This window comes from Streptomyces sp. NPDC019937 (assembly GCF_040631655.1).
In the GTDB taxonomy this organism is placed as follows: Bacteria; Actinomycetota; Actinomycetes; order Streptomycetales; family Streptomycetaceae; genus Streptomyces.
In genome coordinates this window covers 142,406-157,882 of record NZ_JBEYAL010000008.1, presented here as the reverse complement: position 1 = coordinate 157,882, position 15,477 = coordinate 142,406, and the positions used below count along the sequence as shown (strand labels likewise).

Below are 15,477 nucleotides of genomic sequence, written 5' to 3'. Positions count from 1 at the left end.
GCTGTCTCTCTCATTGATCAAATGCGTTTCGGGGCGCTGATGCCAAGCAGGCGGAGGCCATTGGCGAGCACGATGCCGGTGGCCTCGGCGAGACGTTTTCGCCGCGTACCAGCAAGGAACGCATCGGCGGTGGCAACAAGATGCCGCGCGACCCGATCGGGCGCACGGTGCCGGGCAGCAGCCTCGACGACACGAGGAAAGTCGCCGAGCAATCCAAGCAGCACCGCATCATCGGCGCCCTCTCCCCCGTCGACTGCACCCTCGACGGCCCGATGCGCCAGTGCATGCGCATACCGCACCCGGAAGAGCGGATTCCCCTCCCGCTGCGACAGCAGACGACCGGGATCAAGATCCGGAAGGTCATGCGCGGCAGCCCGCAACAACCCCCACCGAGCAGCATCAGAACCAAGCCGAGTAAGCAGCTCACGAGCGCCCGCCCCGGCACCCCGCACAGCGACAACCTCCCCGCCGACCTCTACGTCGACGGACCCCCCACACCCCTCGACAAGCCCGATGACCACATGCAGCACCAGCGCCGCCCGCACCTCGTCGGCGGGCGCGAAGCGCGCGTGCACCCCCGCGAGCCCATCCCCCAGCCCGTACGCGCCACCCTGCTCCAGCACGCCCCCGAGCAGCTGGTCGTGCGCCTCGGCCTCAAGGGTGATGTTCAAGAACCCAGGCCCAGCGATCTCCACGGCCGCGATCCCAGGCGTCCCGGCGAGCCGCCGCCGCAACACCTCGGCAATGCCCGCGGCAGCCCCCGGCCCCCGCCCCCGAGCGAGCTGCAACGCCACGTTGGTCGCGTAATCCCCGCACCCGGGCCGCGGCGGGGTCTGCACCTTCACCCGCTCCGGCACGTCGACACACAGCTCGTCGGCCTCGACGGCACGACGCACGGTGTGCAGCACAGTGCGGGAGAGCTGGGCGGGTGTCACGGCACCAGCGTATGGGAGGAGGGGGGTGCCTCCGCGAACCGGTTTCGCCCCTCGGACCACCACGCACCGTCTCGCGGAGGCTGCGGGCTCAGGAGGCCCACCGACCAACCCACGACCTCGGCTAGCCGGTGGGCCCCACAGCCGGCTCAGCATCACCGGGCGCCGCCGCCCCAGCGGTCCCTCGCTTCATCAGCCGCCCCACGAGCGTCACCAACTCGGCGGGCTCGAAGGGTTTCGCCAGAAAGGCGTCCACCCCCAGCGCCTGCCCCCGGTCCACCTCCACCTGCGTACACGCACTGATCATCGCGACCGGCACCTGCCGGGTCCGCGCGTCAGCACGCAACCTGGACGCCGTCTGCAGCCCATCCAGTCTGGGCATCACGACGTCGAGAGTGATCACATCGGGCCGCACCTGGTGAACGATCTCCAGGCACTCGGCACCATCGGCCGCGGTCACGACCTCGAAGCCCTCCAGCTCGAGGTTGACCCTGATCAGCTGCCGGATGACCTTGTTGTCGTCGACGACAAGGACCCGGCCGGACAAGCCAGGCACACCCTGAAGAGTAGGCGCGCCCCCGCCCCCGCGTCCGCGTTTTGCCCACTTCCACCACGTGAGAGGGACCTTCCCCCCACTCCCCTGCACCCCGCCCTCCCCATGCGGTATACCCCCTCCGCTCCCACCCGCCCCCTCTCTCGCCTGCCTCCCGCCCCTCCCCCGATAAGCGTTCATGAGCACCCTCTGCGAGCTGATAGTGTTCTACCTGTCGCCGCGAGACAGCAGCGACGGGCAAGCCCCCGTAGCTCAGGGGATAGAGCAACGGCCTCCGGAGCCGTGTGCGCAGGTTCGAATCCTGCCGGGGGCACCTCGAAGAAGGTGCCAGCAGACCCCGCCATCAGCCACAACGCTGGATGCGGGGTCTTCGCGTATGCACAACCGGACGCCGACGAGCGCAGTCCCGCGCCAGGTCCTGTAGACGGGTGTGGCCCACCCCTCCAGATTGAAGACACGGACGCCACGGCCATTGAAGAATGAGGGCCATGGTCGCAATCATCCGCACGGATGCCAGAGAAGAGGAACACATCGAGTCGTGGTGGCGCCCACGAGCGGACGGCAGCGCGCCTCGATGGGTTACGACGCAGTATCACGAGCACTGGCGAGGTAGGCACGTCACCCTGGTCGTCACGGGATCCCATCGAGGCGACCCTCGCGTGACCTATGTTGCACGGGCCAGCAAGGTGCCCGGTCCCGGAGATGACCTGAAGAGGCGCATTGAGGTAACGCGCCCCTACCGCCTGGCCTCACCAGTTCCATGGTCGGCACTCGAGGAAGCAGTCCCTCCGCTCTCTCGGCGATATCTGTTGCGTGATGGCGCCCTCCCTGACGGCGCCGGTAAGCACGTACTGCGAGCCCTGCGGCAACTGGCCAGCGATGTGGGTCCCCATCTTGAAGCTCTCGGAGCAAGGGACGAGTCCACAGCCGCGGACACACCCGCCGCCAAGTTGTTGATTGACGAGCGTGACGCGAGCCTCACCTCATTTCGCATGGCAGATTTCGACCCAGCGGAACTCGTTGATTGGGACGCATCCGGCGAAGCCGACGTTCCCTTCATCGCCCGGCTCCAGACACGCAACGGCCCCGCTCATGAGGACGACCTAATCGCGCATGACTCACGCCGATTTGGCGACTGGCTAGGACCAGAGGACTGGCTGCAGAGGTCAGCTTGGGCCGGATTCAGACAAGGGGACCAACGCCTTGTCATCTACAACGCGAATCGGAAAGCCGCAGAAAAGACACTCGGCGTCGATCTCATCTATTACCACGAGACGCGCGACTGCTTCGTGTTGGTTCAATATAAAAGGATGTCGAAAAGCGGAACTTCCGAATGGCGCTACTATCCGAGCAGCGACAGCAACCTTACTGAACAGCTTGAACGCATGCGGGAAATCGACACCGAATGCGACAAGCTGAGGCGCGACACAGACGACTATCGCCTCAGCGCTAAACCTTCATGGCTCAAGCTATGCCAAGGTGACTCCCTCATGACAGACGCAAGAACTCTGACACCCGGCATGTACCTAGCGCGCGAGCACTTTGATCAACTCCACAAGAAAATTCAAGACGCAGGGCAACCGAAATCCTTCAGCCGCAAAACAGTTGAGCGTTACCTCGACAATACCGAGTTCACTGACCTTGTCGCCGGCGGGTGGGTGGGGACAGCTGGCTTTGGATCAGAAGGAGTGCAACGACAACTCAAATTGAGTCTCGATGGCAGTCGAGAAGTAGTGTTCGCAGCAGTGTCCGGTCCTTCTCCATCTAAGCCCCAACGAATGCAGCGACGTCGAGACAGGGGCTCAACCGCCCAGCGTCCGTAATGGCCTCACGCCTCGCCCCCACACGCACAAAGACTGACGCCCGTCCCGGGCCGCACGCTTCATCACGTCCATCCAGCCATCTCCACGCCATCAGGAGGTGGTCTAGCGTGACGATGAGCAGTTGAGTAATGACCCTTGCGCACTCCGTCTCCGAAGGAGAGGCCCCACGTGCACATCGCGCCCCTCAGCCCCGAGGACCCGACCGAGCTCGGCGGCTACGAGTTGCTCGGCAGGATCGGGCACGGCGGCATGGGGCAGGTGTATTTGGGGGAATCGCCGGGCGGGGAACCGGCCGCCGTCAAGGTGATCAAGCCGTCTGTCGTGGACTCAGAGACGCGGCAGAGGTTCGCGCAAGAAGTGGAGATCCTCAAGGCGGTCTGGGGCGCGCGGATCGCCGCCTTGATGGACGCCGACGTGGAGTCGGACCCGCCATGGTTGGCCACGGAATACGTCGAGGGGCTGGACTTGAGCCGGCATGTGGGCACTCACGGTCCGTTGTCCGCCCTGCTCACCGCCTCTCTGGGCGCGACGCTCGCCGAGGCGCTGGCAACCGTGCACAAGCAGGGTCTGCTCCACCGCGACCTCAAGCCCGCGAATGTGCTTCTCGGCCCGAACGGCCCGAAGATCATCGACTTTGGGCTTGCGGTGTTCGCCGAGTCGAGCGTGTCGCTGACTTCCCCGAACACGGTCGTCGGGACGCCCTCCTGTATGCCGCCCGAGCAGGCGAACGGCGAAAGGCCGCTGACTCCTGCGGTCGACGTGTACGCGCTGGGTGCCGTGCTGCTGTTCGCCACCTCGGGCCACCTTCCCTATCGGGCCGACAACATCCACGTCCTGTTCCATCAGATCATCGATCCCGCGACCGCTCCGGATCTGTCCGGGGCTCCGGAGGAGCTGGTGCCGCTGCTGACGGCGATGCTGGCCCATCAGGCGCAGGACCGGCCCCCGCTCGACGATGTGGTGCGACGGTGCCGGACTCTGATCGAAGCGCAGGGGCTGAAGGTTGCCCAGGCGCGGCGCAGGCTCACTAGCTACACAGCCGCTCCGGCGCACCTCCTGGACGAGTTGCTCGCCGTGCCCCGAGCCGAGGCGTCCTCGCAGGCGGGCTCGAATGACCTGCGCGTCCCGGAGTCCCAGGCACACTCGGAGGCGGCCAACGCCCCGGCAGACGCTCCGCCCGGGCGACAGCAGCCACCAGTACCGCCTCCCGCCGCCCCGAACCGCGCTGCCGCAGACGCCCCCGCCGCACGGCCTCCCGTCCGCCCGCAGGGCCGCAGCGGCACCGGACGACGGTCACTGCGGCACAGTGCCCAGGCCCGTATCACCGCACAGCGGCTGCGCGAGGCATACGCCGCCAGTGCGTCCTTCTGACCCATACGCCCGTCTGACTAGCGATACTGAACAGGCCCTTGACGGGCCCCACGTACGAACGAACTGCATCAGGAGGCCACGGGTGACCCCCGTCCAGACCAGCGCAGAGCTCAGCGGCGCCACAGCGGACCGGACGGTGCAGGAGCAGTACCCGGCCGGTGCCCAAGTCCTCGTACGGGACGAGGAGTGGCTGGTCAGGAGCTCCGTGCCGACGACGGACGACGGCACCAAGCTTGAGGTCGTCGGGGTGTCGGAGTTCGTACGCGACCAGGAGGCCGTCTTCTTCTCGGGCCTGGACCGGATCGAGCTGCTGGACCCGCGTGATACCCAGCTGGTGCGGGACGACTCGCCGAACTACCGGCGCTCCCGCCTGTTCCTGGAGGCGGTGTTGCGCCGCACGGCGCTGCCCCAGTCCGAGCGCCGCCTCGCCCTGGCCGACTCCTTCCTGCTGGACTCCCTCCCCTACCAGCGGCGACCCGCCGAGCTGGCCCTGTCCGGCGCCAACCTGCGACCGCGTCTGCTGATCGCCGACGTGGTGGGCCTGGGCAAGACCCTGGAGATCGGCCTGACGCTCGCCGAGCTGATCCGCCGCGGCCGGGGCGAGCGCATCCTCGTCGTCACCCCACAACATGTGCTGGAGCAGTTCCAGCAGGAGCTGTGGACACGGTTCTCCATCCCCCTGGTACGGCTGGACTCGGTCGGCATCGAGCGGATCCAGCGGGAGATCCCGGCCGGCCGCAACCCCTTCACCTCCTTCAAGCGGGTCATCGTCTCCATCGACACCCTGAAGAACGCCGACCAGTACCGGCACCATCTGGAGCAGATCCGCTGGGACGCCGTCGTCATCGACGAGTCGCACAACCTGATCAATCGCGGCTCCCTGCGCAACCAGCTGGCGCAGATCCTCGCCCCCCGCACCGACGCCCTGATCCTGGCCTCCGCCACCCCGCACAACGGCGACGCGAGGTCGTTCGCCGAGCTGATCGGCCTGCTGGACCCGGCTGCGATCCGCGACCCGGAGAACTACCACGCCGACGACATCAGGCACCTGTTCATCCGCCGCACCAAGATCAGCCCCGAGGTCCGCGAGCAGATGAAGGGCCAGTGGGCGGACCGCGGTCCCTCACAGTCGGTGCGCTGCGCGGCGACCCCCGCCGAGGAGAAGATCTTCGAGGAGCTGGCGTCCGTCTGGCTCCCCCACGACGGCAGCCCCTCGGTCAGCTCGGTCCCCCTCTTCCCGTACACGCTGCTGAAGTCGTTCCTGTCCTCCCACGCGGCGCTGAGGGCCACCGTCTCCGCCCGCGTCAAAACCCTGGAGAAGAAGGACGACCCGCGGGCCACGGCTGCCGAACTGACCGCCCTGGGCCGGTTGTCGGAGCTGGCCGCCGATCTCACCGAGTCCGACTCCGCGAAGTTCTCCGCCCTGGTGCGCCAGCTCAAGGAGGAGATCGGTGTCGGCCCCACCTCCGACGCACGGGTCGTGGTCTTCTCCGAGCGCGTCCAGACCCTGGAGTGGCTGGCGAGGGTGCTCCCGGCCGCACTCGGCTTCAAGGGCCGGGCGGCCCGCGACTGCGTCCGCGTCATGCACGGTGGCCTCTCCGACGAGCAGCAGATGGCCCGGGTGGAGGAGTTCGGCCTGGCCGACACGCCCGTACGGGTGCTGCTGACCGGCGATGTGGCCTCCGAGGGCGTCAACCTGCACCGCCAGTGCCACCAGCTGGTGCATTACGACGTGCCGTGGTCGCTGATCCGCATCGAGCAGCGCAACGGCCGTATCGACCGGTACGGGCAGGCCCGGCCGCCGCAGTTCCGCGCGCTGATCCTGACCAGCGAGGTCGAGGGCGCCAAGGACGACACGGTCGTCGCCGAGCGGCTGCTGGGCCGTGAGGACGAGGCCCACCGCTCACTGGGCACGGCGGAGGCCGTGACCGGCCTGTACCGGGCGGAGGTGGAGGAGAAGTCCCTCATCCAGGACCTGCTACGCGGGAAGACCGTGGACGAGTCGCTGGACTCCCGCCGCCCCGGCGCGGACGACGTAGACACGGGCATGGACGACTTCCTGGCCGACTTCTTCGGCCCGGTCGGTGAGGAACCGGCGGACCAGGCCGACCCGGCGGACTCCGCGGGTACGAGCAGGCCGGACGCCGCCTCGGCGGCTCCAGGGCGCGCCACCGGATCGGCCGTGCTCCCCCGTCTCTTCGACTCGACCGCACACTTCCTGGACGAGGCGCTGGGCGAGGTCTACCCCGACGCCCACACCCGGCTGGAGCTGGACCGCGACCCGCAGTCGGGGCTGCTCTCCTTCCAGCCTCCCGCGGATCTCGTCCACCGCCTCAAGGCCCTGCCGATGGACTACCTCCGCGAGCAGCGGCTGCGCGAGCGGCTTCTCGTCACCTTCAACCGCCGCCTCGCGGAGCACTCCCTCCAGCGGGCCCGCGAGTCGTCCACGTCCAGCTGGCCGGAGATCTCCCTGCTGACGGACCTGCATCCGGTCGTCGAATGGCTCACCGACAAGGTCCTCGTCCGCCTGGGCCGCCAGGAGGCTCCGATGATCACCGCGAACGTGGCGGAGCCGATCTACCTCGTCCAGGGCGTGTACTCGAACAAGCTCGGCAAGCCCACGGTCGTCAAGTGGATGGGGGTCACGCGCAGGGGCGCGGTCGACGACGACATGGTGTCGTTGCTGCGCCGCTGCGGGGTCGACCCGAGCATGGCCAACAAGCGTCACTACCGCGACCCCGAGCCCCTGCGCGAGGCCCTGCCCGACATCCTCGGCACGGCGGAGGCGTTCCTCGACGAGCACCGCGACGCCTGGGACGAGCCGCTGCGCGAGCCCATCGCGGAGTACAAGAGCCGGCTCGCCACCTGGCACCAGCCGACCCTCGCCGGGGAGCGCGCCAAGGAGCGCCTGGCCGACCTCGCCGACTCCCTGCTGACGACCGGCCGGCCGCTGCTGCGGGTCCTGGCGGTTCTCCTGCCCGACCCCGATCGCAAGCCGGACGCCGCCCGCAAGCGCGACCCTGATGAGCCGCCGCCCGTCGTCCTCGGTCCCCCGCCGCTGTCCGTGCCCGCCGCTTGGTGGCTCTCCGCCCCCGTGACCCGCTGAGAGAAGCTGTCATGACGTACGACTCCCTGGTCAACCGCGGCGACTACTTCTCGGCCCACTACCTGGCCGAGGTCTTGCCCAAGGACCTCAAGTCGGGCCTGCTGCAAACGTGGAAGGAGCGCGAGGAGGCAGCGAAGCCCTCCGCGCGGACCGACGGCACCCCGGAGCCCGGAGTGCCCGAGGCAGCAGCGCCCGGTGGCGGTGAACTGCCCGTGACGCCCAGGGCCGGGCTGCGAGAGCTGCGCCGCTCCTACTTCAGGGCCCGCTCCTTCTTCGCCCTCCCCGAGGACGAGGACGGCATCGTCGCCGTACGAGACACCGACGACGACGCGCTGACGTACGACGCGCCGGAGTGGCGGGAGCGGGTGCGGGCCCTCAACGCCGAGGTGCTGCGCGCCCTCGGATACGACGCGAAGCCGCGCACCCTCACGGTGGAGCGCGCGCGGCAGACGTACGAGATTCCGGTCGCGCACGCCGAGAAGGGCCTGGTCGCCCTGGACTGCGGCTGGGCGGCCGAACCGGACGCCGCCCTCGACTCCGAGGGGCGCGGACGGCTGTTGGAGGAGGTCGTGCTCGACGGCCCGGCCCCCGTCGCCACGGGCTCGAAGCTGGCCTCGTTCCTGTTCGTCTGCGAGGAACCACCCCGGTACGTGCTGCTCCTCGGCGGCGGGGTGATCGTCCTCGCCGACCGCGCGGTGTGGGGCGAGGGCCGCTACCTCGCGGTCTCCCTGGACACGGCCTTGCAGCGCAACGACACCAGGGCGGGCGGCGAACTCGACACCGTGGCCGCGCTGTTCGGCGCGGACTCGCTGCGCACCCCGGAGGAAGGCGGCGAGAACCCCCTCGCCGAGCTCCTCGGCAAGTCCGCGAGGCACGCGGTGGGCGTCTCCAGCGATCTGCGCGACGGGCTGCGGACGAGCGTCGAGCTGATCGCCAACGAGGTGCTGGCCCGGCTGCGCGAGCAGGGCATCCGCCCCGAGGACATCGGCGAGCTCCAGGAGCTGGGCCGCCAGTTGACCCGCGAGTCACTGCGCTACCTGTACCGCATCCTGTTCCTGCTGTACGCCGAGGCCCGCCCTGAGCTGGGCATCCTGCCCGCCGACTACCCGGAGTACCAGCAGGGGTACGGACTGGGCCGGCTCGGCGAGCTGATCGCCGACCGGCAGCCGGTCGGCGAGAAGGCCCGCGAGGGCGTCTATCTGTACGAGTCCCTGGACCTGCTCTTCCGCAAGGTGCAGGACGGCTACCGCCCGCGCCGCACCCACGGTGTGGAGGCGGATCCGGTGGACGTGAAGGCCAGCGAGGACATCGGCCTGCGCTTCGAGCCGCTGCACAGCAAGCTGTTCGAGCCGGAGGCGATCCGCCTGATCGGCGCCGACACCCTCCCCGACCCCCGCCACGACTCCGACGAGGCCCTCGCCCGGGGCGAGTCCGTCCGCTACCTCGACACGCGGCTGCGCAACGCCGCGCTGTACGAGGTGCTGCACCGCCTGATGATCACGCAGGGGAAGAGGGGCAAGCGCGGCGGCTTCATCTCGTACGCCCAGCTCGGCATCAACCAGCTCGGCGCGGTGTACGAGGGCCTGATGTCGTACAGCGGCTTCATCGCGGGCGAGGAGCTGTACGAGGTCGCCAAGGGCGGCGACCCGAAGGACGGCTCCTGGCTGGTGCCGAAGTCGAAGATCGAGGAGTACGAGGACGCGGTCTTCGTCACCCGGCGCGACCGGGACACGGGCGAAGTGCTGCGGGCCCGGTACGCGCCTGGTGAGTTCGTGTACCGGCTGTCGGGCCGCGATCGCCAGACCTCGGCCTCGTTCTACACGCCCGAGTCGCTGACCAAGGTCACCGTGCAGCTGGCCCTCCAGCACCGGCTGGACCAGGACGGCACGGACACCGAGGCCCGGGAGCTGCTGGACTGGCGGATCTGCGAGCCGGCGCTCGGCTCCGGCGCGTTCCTCAACGAGGCGATCAACCAGGTCGCGGCGGAGTATCTGCGGCGCAGGCAGGGCGAGCTGGGGCGGTCGATCGACACTGAGCAGTACGCCGTGGAGCTGCAGAAGGCCAAGGCGTACATCGCCCTGCACAACTCGTACGGCGTCGACCTCAACGAGACGGCCGTGGAGCTGGCCGAGGTCTCCTTGTGGCTCAACACCATGCACCCCGGCATGGAGGCCCCCTGGTTCGGCCTCCACCTGCGGCGCGGCAACTCGCTGATCGGCGGGCGGCGCGAGGTGTACGCGGCCGATCGGTTGAAGAAGGGCGGCTGGCTGGGGGCAACCCCGGAGCCCTTCCCGCTAGCGGACGCGCTGGGGGGTGAAGAGCTGCCGGAGGGGGCGGTGCACCACTTCCTGCTCCCGGCGAAGGAGTGGGGCGCGGTCGCGGCCGAGAAGGAGGCAAAGGCGCTCGCGCCGGAGGCGGCGAAGGCGCTGGCCGCGTGGCGGAAGGCGATCACGAAGTCGCCGACGGCCAAGCAGACGGCCCGCCTTCAGGGGCTGGCCCGGCGGGCCGAGTACCTGTGGGATCTGGTGGTACAGCGGCTGGAGTTGTCCGAGCGGGACATCTCCCGGCGGATCGGCGTATGGGGCGCGGAGGACGACTGGCTACGGAAACCGGAGGTCGCGGTGCAGCGGGAGGCTGTGCTGGCGGATCTGCTGGCGGCCGACACCCCGTACTGGCGGCTGAAGACGCTGATGGACGCATGGTGCGCGCTGTGGTTCTGGCCGGTGCAGAGTGCTTCGCTGCTGAACGGTACGCATGAGCAGTACGCGCGGGCGGAGGCGCTGGCGGAACGGGCGGCGGAGTTCGAGGCGGGGGTGGGGTCGGTTCCGGCTGCGGCTGGTGACGGCGCCGAGGGCGATGAGGAGGGCTCCGGTGTCCTGATGGCCTGGGAGGCGGACGCGCTGCCCGGCTTCGCGGCGGAAACGCAGCAGTTGACGCTGACCCGCGACTCGGTGTCCCGCCGCCGCAAGGGCCGCCGCGAGGAGCGGATCAAGGGGCAGCGTCGGCCGGTCATCCCGCTGGCCGATCTGGACGACTGGCTCGACTTCGCGGAAGCGTTGCTGGGCACGCAGGACGTGCCGGAAGAGTCGCTGGTGTCGACCTTCGAGACGCTGGACGACCTGTACGTGTACGAGGAGGAGCTGCCCGAGTGGATGGGCATGGACCGCTTCCAGTGGCTGGGGACCCGGTTCCCTTGGACGGCGGTCGCGAAGGATGTCGCGAAGGCGCAGGGGTTTTTCCACTGGGAGTTGGAATTCGCGCAGGTGTTTGCGCGGGGTGGGTTTGATCTGCAGGTGGGGAATCCGCCGTGGGTGAGGCCGAGGTGGCAGGAGGACGTGGTCCTGGCGGAGTTGGAGCCGTGGTTCGTACTGGCGGAGAAGCCTAGCGCGGCAGAATGGCGCCTCCGCAAGGAAGACGTGCTGGCTACGCGCGTGGATGACCATGGTTTCCTCCTCAACGAGCTGGCCGCCCATTCGGGAGCCGTCGCCACACTTGGCAGCCCAACTATGTATCCGCTTCTGGTTGGCACACAGGGCGACCTATACCGGGCGTTCATGGCTCGGGTTTGGCAGCACACTGCACCGCATGGCAGTGCAGGCCTAATCCACCCGGACACCCATTTTGGTGGCGTACGCGAGGGTGTCATCCGAGCCGCCGCGTACCGACATCTCCGGATTCACGCGCATTTTGTTAACTCGGCGAACTGGGCGTTTGAGGACCTTTCCCGTGCCCAGGAATTCGGAATGCACGTATACGGAACGCCGCAAGATCCCTACTTTCTGCACCTGAGCCAACTCCGTGATGCCGAGGTGCTGCCTGATTCCCTGATTCACAACGGACAAGGCCCAACGCCCGGAATCAAACACAATGGCTCATGGGATATCCGACCGCACCGCGACCGCGTGGTGCGCGTGGACAGCGCCTTGCTAGCAAGTTGGCACGCCTTGACGGGCTCGGCAGGTGGAGCAACACAGACCCCGCTGCTCTATCCGGTCCTCGTCAGCGAGCAAGGGGCAATCGAGGCGCTGGCTGCCTATCACAGCAGTCTGGCCGATTATGGACCGCTGATCACAAGGGGATACGACGAAGCTGGTGCCAAGAAGGACGGACTGATCCGCTGGGGCAACCAGAGCGTTTCCGAGCTTGGCGACGTCATCCTCCAAGGCCCCCACTTCGCATCCGCGCTTCCCTTCTCGAAGGAACCGAGGGTTCCCTGCCGGAGCAACCGGGATTGGGAATTTCTCGCGCCGACAGAATTGCCCGAGGCGTATACTCCCGTGACCAACTACGTGCGGGCCACCGACGAGGCCACGTACATGGCAGCCCAGGACTCCTGGCTCGGGAAGCCGTACACGACATATTTTCGTCTGGCCTGGCGAGTCATGATTCCCTCCGACAACAGTCGCAGCTTGCAGGCCGCCCTCCTCCCGCCTGGGCCCGCTCACGTCCACAACGTGCATTCGGCAATCCAGGAGGATGACCGGCTGACCACCCTGAACGCGGGCTTCTGGGCAACGCTGCTGCTTGACTACGTATTGCGTATCACCGGCCGCTCGCACCTCCAAGTCGCCGAAGCCCGCAAGATGCCAGCCCCCGACCCGAATCATCCCCTTGCCCCCGCCCTACTTCTCCGCACTCTCCGCCTGAATGCCCTCACCTCCCACTACGCCCCCCTTTGGATGGATCTATTCGATTCCCAGTGGGCGGGGGACGAGGAGTGGGCCAACCCCCATTGGCCCCGCCTCAACCCCCTCGCCGCCAGCCTCAAGCCGACCTGGGAGTACGCCACCCCCCTCCGCTCCGAGTACGAGCGCCGAGCCGCACTCGTCGAGCTCGACGCGCTCGTTGCCGTCTGGCTCGGCATCACCGCCGACCAACTCGCCGCGATCTTCAAGTCCCGCTTCCCACAGCTGTACGACTACGAGTCGGCGACCTACTTCGACGCCAACGGCCGCAAGATCGCGGCCGACTTCAACACCTATGGGCACGGTCAGACCAAGCAGGACTACCTCGACCTCCTGGCCCACCTGGAAGACCCGGAGCGCACCCCGCCCCCGTACGGTTACCGGGGCCCCTTCTACAAAGCGGATCGTGAGGCGGAGATGAGAGCCGCGCACGCGCACTTCCAGGCGCGGCTGGAAGCGGAGATCTCCGCCGGGCGCTGGACACCGCCCGTCCGTGAAGAGACGAAGGTGTAGTCGAAGGCCGTTGGCTCGACACAGGGCTGGCCCTGACGCTGTGGCGTCCGGGCCAGCCCCTCGATGTCTCTCGCTGCGACTCTTATCGGCCCGCGAAGTTGACGAACGTCGTCCAGGCAGCAGCATCAACCGTAAGGCCCGGGCGGGTTATGTCCTTGGAGTCCCGTACGTGAACGGTATGTGGGCAGACTGCTATCTCTACGCACTCTCCGCCATCTCCGGCGCTGTGACTGGACTTGCACCACTCCATGGCGACCTCGACGCAGTCTCCACCATCTCCCGCGCTGTGACTGCTCTTGAACCAAGCAAGTACGTCGCTTCGGCGCACGGCATCCTCCACGCTCATTCCTCTCTCAGCAGCTTCTCAATCAAGGCCACCGACTCCTGCGGGGTGAGAGCTTGAGCTCGCAGAGTCCCGTAGGTAGCTTCCAGCTCTCGCACTCTGACTCGCTCTGTATGCAAGCGACTGTCGCTCTGGACCTCTGTATAGGCGATCCTCCGCCCATCCTTCATTTCCATCAAGGTGAACGGGCCTGCCAAACCAGCGTGCTCCTTACGCCTCAGAGGCATCACCTGCACATCTACGTTGCGGGCCTGCCCGATCAACATGATCTGCTCCAACTGGCCTCTCCAGACCTGGTCACCCCCGAGACGCTTGTGCAGCGCGGCCTCTTCGATAATGAAGCTCATATGCGGGAGTGGCCGACGGGTGAAGATCTCCTGTCTCGCCAGACGCGCAGCGAGACGTTGTTCGATGGTCTCCTCGTCCAGCAGAGGACGCCACTCCCGAAAGACCGCCCTCGCGTAATCCGGCGTCTGCAACAGCCCCTTGACCACATGCGTGTCGTAAGCATGCAGCTCGACCGCCTGCGCCTCCAGCCTGGCCGCGCCCTGGAAGAACGGCGGATACTGCGCCTTCTCCATCTCCTCCTTCATCTCCAGGAGGACGCCACCAGCATCCAGCACCTCGTCCGCCCGGTCGATCAACCGGGGCGGTGGGATCCGCCGACCCTGCTCGTAGGCGGCGATGGTGGACACCGAGTACCCGACCATCGACGCGAACTCCGGGCGTTCCAACCCCGCCCGCAACCGGCAGCACTTCAGCTGCCGCCCGAACACCCGCACAATGCCCGAGCCGACCTCCGGCTCCGGGCCCGGATCCGGCTGGTACCCCTCCCCCAGGCCCAACGTCCCGTCGTTCTCCACACCCGTCGGTTCGCTCATCTCCATAACCGCCTCCCCGGCCAACGCAACCCCGCGTCGTTCGTCACGCTCCGCCCTGCTGACACGCGCATACCGGCCACGTACAGCGACAGCCCGTGTGCGCGTCGTATCTCGTCACGCTAGGACCAGAGCGGAAGCGTGGACCACATGAACAGCGAGAATTCCCCCGTACAGGGGGCCACCAGCCACGCCCCCAAGCCCGCTCCCGCCCCGGCTCACCCCTCCCAGACCAGCCACCCCCACCTCCTGCGCGAGTTCTCCATGCGGTTCACGTCCTCGCGGCACGGCGCGCGCCTCGCCCGTCGGCTCGTCTCGCACCGGCTGGACACCTGGGGCCACCCGTACGACGGCCGCGCCAACGAGACGCTGACCCTGATCACCGCCGAGCTGACCGCGAACGCCATCCGCCATGGGCACGTACCCGGCCGGGACTTCCGCGTCCGCCTGACCGAGACGGGGGATACCCTCCGCGTCGAGGTCACCGACACCCGTACCGAACGCGTACCGCCGCTGACCGCTCAGGAGCCGCCGGGCGATGTCGAGTCGGGCCGGGGCCTGCTCATCGTCGCCCAGTTGGCGACCCGTTGGTCGCTCACCCCGCGCGAAAGCGGGCCAGGCAAAACCGTCTGGGCCGAGCTGCGCCTCCGCTGAGAGATGGCTGACCCGCCACCGGCCAGCCGTTTTCACGCCAACGGCCAGCGGTTTCCACAAGTGGAAGCGCCCGTTGTCAGTCGCGGGGACTAACGTCGTGCGTTCCGTGTGGGACGTGAGCCCGCACGGCCCGACCGCACACCACGGAAGCCCAGGGGGGACGCACCGTGACCACCACGCCCAACGACCCGACCGGATACCGGATCTCCATCGTCGACGAGGACCCGTTGCGCGCCCGCAAGGAGGCGCGAGAACTCCTCGCCGAGATCGCCGACGCCGATCCGGGCGCGGCCCTGGACATCCCCCGGAAGCCCGCTCCCGAGGACACGGCGCTCGGCACCCTGGACAAGGGCGGGCTGTCCGTCGACACGATCGGGGTGCTGATCAGCGCCGGGTCGCTGGTCGTGGCCGGGGTACAGCTCTGGCTGTCCCGCGTACCGCAGCGGACGATCATCGCCAGGCGGCCCGACGGCGCGACCCTCCAGATCACGGGCAGGGACGCACGCGAGGACGACGGGCGGATCGAGCGGTTCTTCGCGGCCCACGGCGCGCCCGCCGCCGACAACGAGGACGACCACGAGGGCGACGACGGCGACGCGACGACGGCGAGCTGAGCACG

10 protein-coding genes and 1 tRNA gene are annotated in these 15,477 nt (G+C 68.1%); 7 read left to right on the top strand and 4 right to left on the bottom strand.

Features of this window, described 5'->3' with window-relative positions:
- Positions 1-17 precede the first annotated feature (17 nt).
- Both ABZ562_RS10350 and ABZ562_RS10345 read right to left on the bottom strand, forming a co-directional pair.
- Positions 18-935, bottom strand: coding sequence for an arginine--tRNA ligase (locus tag ABZ562_RS10350; RefSeq protein WP_361476274.1), 918 nt, complete (start codon positions 933-935; stop codon positions 18-20).
- Positions 936-1,056: 121 nt separating this feature from the next.
- The gene (locus ABZ562_RS10345) at positions 1,057-1,488 is read right to left on the bottom strand and encodes a response regulator (protein ID WP_234356823.1); all 432 of its coding nucleotides are present in this window, start codon (positions 1,486-1,488) and stop codon (positions 1,057-1,059) included.
- 238 nt (positions 1,489-1,726) lie between these two features.
- Between ABZ562_RS10345 and ABZ562_RS10340 the strand changes: the two genes are divergently transcribed.
- The 5 genes from ABZ562_RS10340 (at position 1,727) to ABZ562_RS10320 (ending at position 12,983) form a co-directional block, all read left to right on the top strand.
- Positions 1,727-1,798: transfer RNA gene (locus tag ABZ562_RS10340), tRNA-Arg, on the top strand.
- Positions 1,799-2,477: 679 nt separating this feature from the next.
- Positions 2,478-3,308: a hypothetical protein gene (locus tag ABZ562_RS10335; RefSeq protein WP_361476272.1), complete on the top strand. Its 831-nt coding sequence runs from the start codon at positions 2,478-2,480 to the stop codon at positions 3,306-3,308.
- A gap of 168 nt (positions 3,309-3,476) precedes the next feature.
- Positions 3,477-4,679 (top strand): serine/threonine-protein kinase, encoded by a 1,203-nt coding sequence (locus tag ABZ562_RS10330; protein WP_361476270.1) that lies wholly within the window; start codon positions 3,477-3,479, stop codon positions 4,677-4,679.
- Positions 4,680-4,761: 82 nt separating this feature from the next.
- Positions 4,762-7,785 (top strand): DEAD/DEAH box helicase, encoded by a 3,024-nt coding sequence (locus ABZ562_RS10325; protein ID WP_361476268.1) that lies wholly within the window; start codon positions 4,762-4,764, stop codon positions 7,783-7,785.
- A gap of 11 nt (positions 7,786-7,796) precedes the next feature.
- A complete protein-coding gene (locus tag ABZ562_RS10320) occupies positions 7,797-12,983 on the top strand; it encodes a class I SAM-dependent DNA methyltransferase (RefSeq protein WP_361476266.1) in 5,187 nt (1,728 codons plus the stop codon).
- Positions 12,984-13,065: 82 nt separating this feature from the next.
- Here ABZ562_RS10320 and ABZ562_RS10315 read toward each other — a convergent pair whose 3' ends face one another.
- Entirely contained in the window at positions 13,066-13,329 is a 264-nt protein-coding gene (locus tag ABZ562_RS10315; protein WP_361476264.1) for a DUF397 domain-containing protein, read from the bottom strand.
- Entirely contained in the window at positions 13,326-14,207 is an 882-nt protein-coding gene (locus ABZ562_RS10310) for a helix-turn-helix transcriptional regulator (RefSeq protein WP_361476456.1), read from the bottom strand. Before ABZ562_RS10310 ends, ABZ562_RS10315 begins: the two co-directional genes overlap by 4 nt.
- Positions 14,208-14,354: 147 nt before the next feature.
- Here ABZ562_RS10310 and ABZ562_RS10305 point away from each other — a divergent pair, with 147 nt between their 5' ends.
- Together ABZ562_RS10305 and ABZ562_RS10300 are read left to right on the top strand one after the other, a co-directional pair.
- Positions 14,355-14,858 carry an ATP-binding protein gene (locus tag ABZ562_RS10305; RefSeq protein WP_361476262.1) on the top strand — a complete coding sequence of 168 codons (504 nt, stop codon included), beginning with the start codon at positions 14,355-14,357 and terminating at the stop codon, positions 14,856-14,858.
- A gap of 167 nt (positions 14,859-15,025) precedes the next feature.
- Positions 15,026-15,472, top strand: a complete 447-nt coding sequence (locus tag ABZ562_RS10300) for a hypothetical protein (protein ID WP_361476260.1) — start codon at positions 15,026-15,028, stop codon at positions 15,470-15,472.
- Positions 15,473-15,477 lie beyond the last annotated feature (5 nt).